Genomic DNA, 10,251 nt, shown 5'->3' with positions numbered 1-10,251 from the left:
GATGACCCTGCCGCCACCGCCGCCGTTCGTGACGGCAAGCCTGTCCTCGACGGCATTGAGATTCCGGCAGAATCAACGCGCGGCTCCACATTCAAGGCACAGCAAGTCGAGTCTCTCATCACTGTTGCGGAAATCCTCCCAGAGGATAAGGGAATCGTTGAGTACATGATCAAAAATAATGACCCTGAGGTGGCAAAGAAAGCTCTGGTAGACCTCGGCGTGGCCAAGTAGAGCTAGAACGATTCGCCCACTACTATCCATTTTCATTTAATTGTCAATAGGCACCGGCGGCGATAGGCTGAGTGCATGACACACGAGCACCACGACCACGATCACTCCAGCACACCGCTGCGCGCGCTCCTGGCTGCCCTCAGTATTACCGGCATCGTCTTCTTCGCGGAACTGATCGGCGGCTGGTTGGCGGGGTCCATGGCGCTAATGGCGGATGCGATGCACATGCTTTCCGACGCCGCGGGGCTCATCATTGCGGTGATCGCGGTGTTGGTTGGGCGGCGCCAAGCATCAGCCCAGGCCACCTACGGCTACCGTCGAGTGGAGGTGCTGGCAGCGCTGGCGAACGCGGTGATGGTGCTGGCAATCTCGGTGTGGATTGTCGTCGAGGCGGTGCGCCGCCTACAGAGCCCGGCCGAGGTGCAGGGCGAGGCGATGCTGCTCATCGCGGTGATCGGCCTAGTGGCAAATGCGCTATCGGCGTGGGTGCTGCACCGGCACCGCGAGTCCTCAATCAACGTGGAGGGCGCGTTCTTGCACGTGCTGGTGGATTTGCTCGGCTCGGTCGCGGTGATCGTAGCGGGCATCGTGGTACTGACCACGGGATTTGTGGCGGCGGACGTGATCGCCTCCCTACTCATCGCCGCGATGGTGCTCCCACGCGCGTGGCAGCTCATGCGGTTGTCGGCGAGCGTTCTGCTCGAGCAGGTTCCGGCGGGCTTCGACGCCAGCGTGATCGAGCCGGCGCTGCGGCAGGTCGAGGGCGTTGCCGACATCCACGACCTGCACCTGTGGAGCCTGGACGGCGTGAACGTGCTCACGACCGTGCACATCGTGCGCGACGGCACCGTCGACACCGGTCCGCTGTTAGATGCCGCCCAGCAGGCCCTGCGCGAGCACGGTATCGAGCACTCCACCATCCAGATCGAGCACCCAGAGCACGAATCCCACGAGACGGTGTGCTGATTCCTTTTTAATAGTGGGCGGGAGGCCCGCCCACTGGGCCATCCCGCCCACCGGTCACGCACAGAAAGCCCCGGACCACACGCGGTGTCACACGCATGCGGTCCGGGGCTAATTCTTGTGGGCCCAGCGCGGGGCCCACGTCAGTGCTTAGAGCGGCTGGCCAGCACCGGCACCTGCCGGCGGCGGGTTGCCGTCATCGCCATCGTCATTGTGGGATTCCTCAGCGGAATCGCTACCAGACTCGTCGAGGACGTCCGGAGTCACCGTGTCCGGACCATCGGAGTCGGGGCCATGAGTTTCGGTGTCGATCTCGGTGGCCAGTTCCTCATCGGCCTCCCGCACGGCGGTCTCCTCGAGCTCCTTGTCAAAGGTGTCCTCCGGCAACGGGCGCGGACGCGGTGTGAAGGTGAAGGTGGCAGAAGAGTTGTCCTTGGACTCGCCGTCCCAGCCTTCAACGTCCACGGTGATGATTTCGCCCGCACCGATTTCGCCGAAGAGGATCTTCTCGGAGAGCTGATCCTCGATCTCACGCTGGATGGTGCGGCGCAGCGGACGAGCACCCAAGACCGGGTCGAAGCCACGCTTAGCCAACAGGTCCTTGGCCTTCTGGGTGAGCTCGATGCCCATGTCACGCTCGGAGAGCTGCTTCTCCACGCGGGCGATGAGCAGCTCCACCATCTCGACGATCTGCTCCTGGGTGAGCTGGTGGAAGACCACAATCTCATCGATACGGTTGAGGAACTCGGGGCGGAAGTGCTTCTTCAGCTCGTCGTTGACCTTGTTCTTCATGCGCTCGTACTGCGCATCGGCGTCATTCTCCGAAGAACCAGTGAAGCCCAAGCCCACGGCCTTGGAGATATCCTGAGTACCCAAGTTCGAGGTGAAGATGAGCACGGTGTTCTTGAAGTCCACCACGCGGCCCTGACCATCGGTCAGGCGGCCATCCTCCAACACCTGCAGAAGGGTGTTGTAGATCTCCTTGTGGGCCTTCTCAATCTCATCGAAGAGCACCACGGAGAACGGTTTGCGGCGGACCTTCTCGGTCAGCTGGCCGCCCTCTTCGTAGCCAACGTATCCCGGAGGAGCACCAAAGAGGCGGGACGCGGTGAAGCGATCGTGGAACTCACCCATATCGATCTGGATGAGGTCATCATCCGAACCGAAGAGGAAGTTAGCCAGGGATTTCGACAGCTCCGTCTTACCCACACCGGACGGGCCGGCGAAGATGAAGGAACCGGAAGGACGGCGCGGATCCTTCAGACCAGCACGAGTGCGGCGGATGGCGCGGGAGACAGCCTTGACGGCATCGTCTTGGCCGATGATGCGCTTGTGCAGCTCCTCCTCCATGTTGAGGAGGCGGTTGGATTCCTTCTCCGTGAGTTTGAGCACCGGAATGCCGGTCCAGTGTGCGAGGACCTCAGCGATCTGCTCCTCGCCGACCTCGGCGATTTCCTCCAAGTCACCGGAGCGCCACTGCTTTTCCTTTTCCGCGCGCTCTTCACCCAGCTTGCGCTCCTTATCGCGCAGGCCAGCGGCCTTCTCGAAGTCCTGGGCGTCAATCGCAGCTTCCTTTTCCTTGCGGACCTCTGCGATGCGATCATCCACTTCGCGCAGGCCCTCCGGGGCGGTCATGCGCTTGATGCGCATACGGGCACCGGCCTCATCGAGGAGGTCAACAGCCTTATCCGGCAAGAAGCGGTCATTGATGTAGCGGTCCGACAGGGAGGCCGCAGCCTTCAACGCTTCATCGGTGTAGGAGACGCGGTGGTGTGCCTCGTACTTATCGCGCAGCCCCTTGAGGATCAGGATGGTGTCATCGAGGGAGGGCTCTTCTACCTTGACAGGCTGGAAGCGGCGCTCCAAGGCAGCATCCTTCTCAATGTGCTTGCGGTACTCATCCAGGGTGGTGGCACCGATGGTCTGTAGTTCACCGCGGGCCAGTTTCGGCTTCAGCAAGGAAGCAGCATCGATAGCGCCCTCGGCGGCACCGGCGCCCACCAGGGTGTGGATCTCATCGATAAAGAGGATGATGTCACCGCGCTGGTTAATCTCCTTGAGCACCTTCTTCAGGCGCTCCTCGAAGTCACCGCGGTAGCGCGAGCCAGCTACCAGGGAGCCGAGGTCCAGCGAATAGAGCTGCTTATCCTTGAGGGTCTCCGGGACCTTGCCGTTAACGATATCGAGGGCCAGGCCTTCGACCACGGCGGTCTTACCCACGCCGGGCTCACCGATGAGCACCGGGTTGTTCTTGGTGCGGCGAGACAGAACCTGCATGATGCGCTCAATCTCGGAATCGCGACCCACAACTGGGTCCAGCTTGCCGTCGCGCGCAGCCTGGGTGAGGTTACGGCCGAACTGGTCCAGCACCAGGGAGTTGGAGCGCTCGCCGGAGCCACCCGGGCCACCACGGCCACCCTGGCCAGCGCCGGCGCCGGCGCCTACCGGACCGGGGCCACCCTGGGACTGGCCGCCTTCGCCTTCATTCCCTTCGTAGCCGGAGAGCAGCTGGATAACCTGCTGGCGCACGCGCGGCAAGTCGGCGCCCAGCTTGGTCAGCACCTGAGCCGCCACGCCGTCACCCTCACGGATGAGGCCGAGCAGCAGGAACTCAGTGCCAATGTACTTGTGGCCCATCTGGAGCCCCTCACGCAGGGAGAGCTCGAGAACCTTCTTCGCGCGCGGGGTAAATGGGATGTGGCCGGTGTGCGGCTGAGAACCTTGACCAATAATCTCTTCCACCTCACGGCGGACGTCCTCCAGCGAGATCCCCATGGATTCCAAAGCCTTGGCCGCTACGCCTTCGCCTTCGTGAATAAGCCCCAGGAGGATGTGCTCGGTGCCGATGTAATTGTGGTTGAGCATGCGTGCTTCCTCCTGCGCCAAAACAATGACGCGGCGAGCACGGTCAGTAAACCTCTCGAACATTACCTCTTACCTTTCGCTGTAAATGTGTCATCCACTCTAACGCGCGGGGCGGACACTCCATTCGTGATTTCCGCACCCCCCTTCTCAGAAACCACGTTTCCCCAGGTAGAACCACTGTACGCCGGTAGCGAACAGGTGGCGGGAGGCGTCGCCAAGCGCCTGCGCGCAAGCCTTAAAGTAAAGTAACTCTTCAGTCAACACTGGTTACATCCCCGCGGGAAGGAGCCTCCCCCGATGCAACAGGCACAGCACGGCACCCTGCTTATCGACGATCTGATTGGGCACTCCCGCCTCCTCGAGGTCTCCGAAAGCGTCACCCTTGGCCGCCAGGGGGACTTCCTACTGGCCTCCGATGATCCCGCCATGCACCGTACGTTCCTGCAGGTGTGGTCCAATGGCTCACAGTGGTTCATCAAGAACATCGGCAGTTTCATCGCCGCTACGATCCAGCCACCCGCCGCCTGCGGCTTCGGCCGCACCCTGATAAGCCCCGGCAGTATTGAGGTTCTGCACCCGGGAACTTCCACACTCTATTTCTCCACTGCCACCATGAGCTACGAGTGCGAGCTCACCGTCATGCAGTCGCTGCGCAGCCCACAGCCCAGCCTTCCACCGGATGGACCGTTTACCACCCACGTCTTTGAGCCGAATGAGGAGCAGTGCCTGCTGCTCAAGACCCTCGCTCAGCCACTCCTCGACAACCCCGCTGCGGAGCCACGGGTGGTCGTGAGTAGTCAGCGCGAGCTAGCAGAGGCCCTGGACTGGACGGAAAAGAAAGTAGAGCGCAAGATTCAGACGCTGGCGGAGACCTTGCAAAAGCTCGGTGTTCCGCAGTTCCAGCCGGGCCAGAAAATCTCGTGGCGCATTGTGCTCGCCCAATTCGCGGCCGCACACCCGCACTACTATGCGCACCTTTCATAACAATTCAGCATTATTGTTTTAAGCCGCTCACCGGTGCTGTTATTCTTTGTCTGATTCTGGCCCCTATCTATTTTTATCCCCTTCTATCCCTCATCTGTCCCTCTGCAAGGATCTGACAACCAATGTTCGCCTCCGTCTCTCCGCGCGCGCTAGCTGGACTCGGCGTAGCGCTCCTCGCGCTGTCTGCGTGCGCGCCGAACAAGGACACCGCGGAGGATGCGCCCAAATTCACGGTCACGGGCCAGACCACCCTGTCCCAGCACGAAGACGTTCCTGTCGAGGGGACCGACTCCGAGAGCCCAGAACCCAGCGAAACTTCACACCTGCGTCAGGAGGACGGCACCTACCTGCTCACGAAGAAGGAAGCGGGCCCAGGGGTGGTCAACGAAATCGTGGCCACCTATTCAGGCGTGGAGCCCTATGGTTTCCAAACCCTGCGCGTTGAGCTGGACAACCGGCGCTACGACGGAGCCATCGGCGGCTCTGCCCCGACCGGCGTGCTGCAGTGGGCCACCGGGGGTGCCCTTGTCCTCAGCGTGCAGGCCACGAACTTGAGTGGGGACGAGGCGGATCTGGATAACAATGCCGAATGGCAGGTGGCGCTTCTCGCCGACCCCCAGTCGTCCCACCTCAAGGAGGGAGAGGATTTCGTCGTGAACTGTGAGTCCGGGGAATGCACACTGATTGCTCGGCTCACCGACCCCGGCGACTTTGTTGCAGAGATCAGCATCCGGCAGGCCGGTTATGAACCTTTTGTCATTCACCAGCCCATCATCGTCGCCGCATAGCCATGAACAGCCAGCCCACCGCTTCCGGTCTGCCTTTGGATCTTGAGCCCGAGCTCAGCGCCAAGGGCTACTCGCAGTTCCACCAAATCGGTGCGGGTGGCATGGGCACCATCGTCTTCGCCCGCAAGGAAAGCTTGAACCGCGAAGTCGCCATCAAGGTCATCGCACAGCATGCGGCCGAGGATGATGAGGAGGTCCGCCGCTTCATGGCGGAGATGCGCACCGTCGCGGCACTCGAGCATCCGGCCATCGTGCCTATCTACGATGGCGACATCACCCCGGGTGGCGTGCCTTATTTCATTATGAAGTTTCTGCGCGGCCCCAGCCTGGAGGCGCACATCAACCAGCGCATCTTGGACAATTCCAAGTTCACGGTGGAGGAAACCGTGCAGCTGCTCGCGCCCATCGCACAGGCCTTGGACTACCTGGCGGCCCTGCCTTCGCCGGTCATTCACCGCGACGTCAAACCCGCAAACATCATCGCCGATAGTGCGTCTCCTCCCACTGTCCACAGCGACAGCGAGGGTTGTACCGTCATGCTGGCGGACTTTGGCATCGCCATCAACGAAGACACCACGCGCTTGACGCGCGAAGGCCTGCGCGTGGGCACGGATGCTTACATGGCGCCGGAGCTATACCCCACGCAGCTGGTCAAGCACCCACCGCAGCCGACCGCCGCCAGCGACCGCTACTCGCTCGCGCTCATCGCGCTGGAGATGCTCACTCTGGTTAATCTGCGCCGCGCCACCAGTCCCCAGCAGTGGGCGCACAGCCGCGTGATACCGCAGTTGACCGCTCATAATCTGGCGCCTGACGACGCTCCCCTCGCCCCCGCCCTCAACGCTTTCTTCGCCACCGCCCTGAACCCGGATCCTCATCAGCGCTTCGCCAGCGCATCGGAAATGCTCGCGGAGTTGAGTGAGCTGGCGTCCGCGCCGCGCCCAGCAGCCCCGGATGCTGCCGCCGACCCTGCCACGCCACCGGCCAGCCCCCACCACGAGCGCGCCCAGCACGAGCGCGCCCAGCACGAGCGCGCCCAGCAGCCGCGGCGCCGCCACCTGAGCATCCTCGGGGGCGTGCTTGCTGCGGTGTTGCTGTGTCTGGCAGTCGCCGGCGGACTAGCGCTGTACGGCGCGGGGTGGGACGAGCACGACGAAGTTCTGGCCCAACAATTTCCACAGCTGTTGCCGGAGCACCCTGGCCGCGCTCCGTGGCGCAACCTCGACTGCCGCCCCGCGCTGCCGGAAGCGGGGCAGCAAGCTCGAATCGTGTGCAAGGGCGACGACCTCACGCTCGTTGCAGCTGATTTTGGCACGGAGGACAACCGCAACTCCATCATGCCCCGCCGCCTCGACGTCTTGGTCCAGGATGCGTGCAGCATCACCTCGGCGGAAATCCCCCACCAGCCGGGAACGTGGGGAGTATACCCCTCGGGAGTCTCTGCGCGTTTTGCCCTCGTTCTTGCTGGTCCGCACGCTCGCGAGGACCGTTTGAGCTTACCCATCTGTTAGCCCACCGTGGCGGGCGCGCTGTGTCACGCCCATGGACACGGTGTCGCCTTTAGAATGAGGAAGATTCTTATACCTCACCGTCTACCTCCTCCACGAAGGATTTCTCTCACCGTGACTACGCTTCCTGAATTTTTCACTACCCAGCACCGGCTGCGCGAAAAGGCTGTCTTGGACCAAGGGGCGGGCTCCTCGCTGTTTCTCGTGGAAGATCCCTCGCAGGACGAACTCCTCGTAGAGATTTATGGTCCAGAGCACCGCGGCGTGCTCCGCCAGTCCGGAATCGTTGGCCAGCTGCAGCACAGCGCTATTGCACCCGTCGTGGGCACAGGCACGATGAACAACGGTCAGGAGTTTTTTGTACGCCGGAGCCTGCCGGGCGAGCAGCTGTCGAAGTACACGTCTTCGGGCATCGGCGCCCACCACCTTTCCCAGGAGGAAGCTCTCGCCGTCTTTGCCCCCTTGGCCGACGCCACGGACTTCCTTATCCAGCAGGGCCGCGCTGGCTTCGCTCTCCGTGCGCTCAACCCGCGGCGCATCATCCTTACCGATAACCGCGCGAACGCTTTCTTCGCCTCGGTCGGCCCGGCCACCGCTACTGACGCCCCCACTGCCTCCGCGAAGGAGGTCATTGACCGCCTAGCCCAGCTCGTCTCCGCGGCCTACCCAGGCTTCCGTGCTGCGGCCGCCTACCCCTCAGCGGCCGCCGTTATCGACGCCGTGCGCAGCACAAACACAGATAGTCCGGGCGCGGGCGCGGCCTCGTGGCAGTCAGCTCCGCAGCACACCGCCGCCCCACAGGCGGACTGGGCCGGGCCGCGGCAACCCCAGCAACCCCAACCTGGCTATGCTGCCGACCCCGCGGAGGTATCATCCACCACGCGCACCTCGAAGTCGAAAGGCAAGGTTTTTGCGGGCTTGGGCGTGGGTCTTCTTCTCCTGCTCCTGATTGGTGGCCTGTTGTGGTTCTTCCTGGGGCGGTCGGCGTGGTCCGACTCAGAGCAGGCGCTTGCCGATGCCCACCCCGGGCTCATCAGCTCCCGCCCCGGCGACGAAGGCTTCAACGGCGCCACCTGCGAATCCCGTGATCCGGAAAACGGCCAGGAGGCCAAAATTACGTGCGTTGGTGACGGCGTGAGCTACTCCGTGGCGCGGTACGGGGACGCCGCCCAGCGCGAGGCAGCTGGCCCTACGCAAGGCGGGCAGGAACTGTCCAACGGGCGCTGCACCGTGTACAGCTACGACGTTTCCGATTCCGAGCCGGTGTTCTACATGAGCGCCGAGGACTCCACTGACGCCGTCCTCGTCTGGGGCGAGGACGCAGAAGACATCCGCCTGAACCTGCCGCTGTGTTAAACCACGCAGTTAGTCCGCGCGCTTAAGCAGCGGTGCTATCACCGCAATGGCGATACCGGCCACACCGGCAAACAGGAAAGCCCAGTGCGTTCCCTGTGCCGTCGCCGCGGCCGGGCTTAACCCAGCGGCAGCGCCCGCCAAGGTGCCGCGGGTAAGGAAGACGACGAGGAACGCCGTACCCATCGCACCCGCCAACTGCTGGAAAGTGTTCATGATTGCCGAGCCGTGCGAGTAGAGCTTCTTCGGAAGCGAGGACAGCGCCGTAGTCATCAGCGGCGTCATCATCAAGCACATGCCGAGGGAGAAGATCACGTGCATACCCACGACCATCCACACAGCTGAGTTCTCACCCAAGGTGGCCATGAGCCACAGTCCGGCCACCATGAGCAGTGATCCAGGAATCATGAGCGGGCGCGGGCCGTAGGAATCGAAGAGACGGCCCACAATCGGAGAAAGGAAGGCTTGGAGGATGCCGCCCGGCATTACCGCCAGCCCGGTAACGAAAGCCGTGGCACCCAAGGTCGTTTGCAGGTAAATGGGCAAAACCGTGACCATTCCCAGCATGAGCCCAAAGGACAGGAGGAGGATGATCACCGCGAGGGTGAAGTTGCGCACGCGGAAGGGCCGCAGATCCATCAGGGCGCGATCCTCAAGAGCCAGGCGCCGCTGCCGACGGATGAATACGACGAGCGCGATGACGCCGACCACGGTAACGGCGATATCCACCCAGGCGCCGCCCTGCAGCATCTTTTCCATCGAGGACAAACCATAGATCAACCCGCCAAACGCAAAGGCGGAAAGGATAACGGAGAGGCCATCGAGCGGGGTATCGCGACTCTCACCGACGTTACTCAACCGCCACAGCCCGGCAAGCAGGATGAGAGCGATGAGCGGGACCATAGCCCAGAAGATGACGTGCCAGGTAAAATGGTTGAGAATCGCTCCGCCAACGGTGGGCCCCAAAGCCGGGGCCACGGAGATCACCACGGAGATGATGCCCATCACCGTGCCGCGGCGCTGCGGTGGGACAAGCGTCATCGCCACGGTCATCAGAGTAGGGATCATCAAAGCGGTTCCGCCAGCTTGAAGGACGCGGCCCACCAGCAGGACGAAGAAGCTCGGCGCGAGGGCCGCCACCACGGTTCCGGCCAGGAAGAGTCCTGCGGACGTCACGAAGATCTGACGCGTCGTGAGCCGTTCCAGGAGGAAGCCGGTGGTGGGGATAACCACTGCCATGGTGAGCATGAATCCCGTCAACAACCACTGGGCGTTCGTGGCAGGAATGGAATAGTCCGCCATAATGGCCGGTAGCGCGACGGAGAGCGAGGTCTCGTTGAGGATCATGACCATCGCTCCCAGCACCAGGATGCTGAGGGTAGTTATTACCTTCGAAGGGATTTCAGCGGACATTCGGCCGACTACACCTTTCAACTTTTCTATTTTGGGTCTTCAGCGCTGCTACTCACATCGGCAGCACCCAAGAGACAACACGTGAGCGATTTAGTGTATTCCTCTGGTGGCCGGGGGTGCCACACGAGCCACATGTGGACCCTCGT

The 10,251-nt window shown here is 62.5% G+C and carries 7 protein-coding genes and 1 pseudogene; 6 read left to right on the top strand and 2 right to left on the bottom strand.

Annotation, left to right across the window (positions count from 1 at the left end; genetic code table 11):
* Both RDN59_RS09870 and RDN59_RS09865 read left to right on the top strand, forming a co-directional pair.
* Nucleotides 1-231 (top strand): annotated as a pseudogene (locus RDN59_RS09870) (hypothetical protein); the annotation flags it as partial.
* A gap of 75 nt (nucleotides 232-306) precedes the next feature.
* Complete coding sequence (locus tag RDN59_RS09865) at nucleotides 307-1,197, top strand: cation diffusion facilitator family transporter (RefSeq protein WP_308607689.1); 891 nt, start codon at nucleotides 307-309, stop codon at nucleotides 1,195-1,197.
* Nucleotides 1,198-1,344: 147 nt separating this feature from the next.
* Here the strand turns inward: RDN59_RS09865 and RDN59_RS09860 are convergent, their stop codons facing one another.
* Nucleotides 1,345-4,122 carry an ATP-dependent Clp protease ATP-binding subunit gene (locus tag RDN59_RS09860; protein WP_308607688.1) on the bottom strand — a complete coding sequence of 926 codons (2,778 nt, stop codon included), beginning with the start codon at nucleotides 4,120-4,122 and terminating at the stop codon, nucleotides 1,345-1,347.
* Nucleotides 4,123-4,356: 234 nt separating this feature from the next.
* Here RDN59_RS09860 and RDN59_RS09855 point away from each other — a divergent pair, with 234 nt between their 5' ends.
* The 4 genes from RDN59_RS09855 to RDN59_RS09840 all read left to right on the top strand — a co-directional run bounded on the left by RDN59_RS09855 (nucleotide 4,357) and on the right by RDN59_RS09840 (nucleotide 8,695).
* Nucleotides 4,357-5,043, top strand: coding sequence for a hypothetical protein (locus RDN59_RS09855; RefSeq protein ID WP_070511101.1), 687 nt, complete (start codon nucleotides 4,357-4,359; stop codon nucleotides 5,041-5,043).
* 122 nt (nucleotides 5,044-5,165) lie between these two features.
* The gene (locus RDN59_RS09850; RefSeq protein WP_308607687.1) at nucleotides 5,166-5,831 is read left to right on the top strand and encodes a hypothetical protein; all 666 of its coding nucleotides are present in this window, start codon (nucleotides 5,166-5,168) and stop codon (nucleotides 5,829-5,831) included.
* Nucleotides 5,832-5,833: 2 nt separating this feature from the next.
* Complete coding sequence (locus tag RDN59_RS09845) at nucleotides 5,834-7,342, top strand: serine/threonine-protein kinase (protein WP_308607686.1); 1,509 nt, start codon at nucleotides 5,834-5,836, stop codon at nucleotides 7,340-7,342.
* 111 nt (nucleotides 7,343-7,453) lie between these two features.
* Nucleotides 7,454-8,695: a serine/threonine protein kinase gene (locus tag RDN59_RS09840; protein WP_308607685.1), complete on the top strand. Its 1,242-nt coding sequence runs from the start codon at nucleotides 7,454-7,456 to the stop codon at nucleotides 8,693-8,695.
* A 9-nt stretch (nucleotides 8,696-8,704) separates the two neighbouring features.
* Here the strand turns inward: RDN59_RS09840 and RDN59_RS09835 are convergent, their stop codons facing one another.
* Complete coding sequence (locus RDN59_RS09835) at nucleotides 8,705-10,105, bottom strand: MDR family MFS transporter (RefSeq protein ID WP_308607684.1); 1,401 nt, start codon at nucleotides 10,103-10,105, stop codon at nucleotides 8,705-8,707.
* Nucleotides 10,106-10,251: the final 146 nt, after the last annotated feature.

This window comes from uncultured Corynebacterium sp. (assembly GCF_902489365.1).
Classification (GTDB): domain Bacteria; phylum Actinomycetota; class Actinomycetes; order Mycobacteriales; family Mycobacteriaceae; genus Corynebacterium.
The sequence above is the reverse complement of the archived record's forward strand: the minus strand, read 5'-3'. Positions and strand labels throughout refer to the sequence as shown.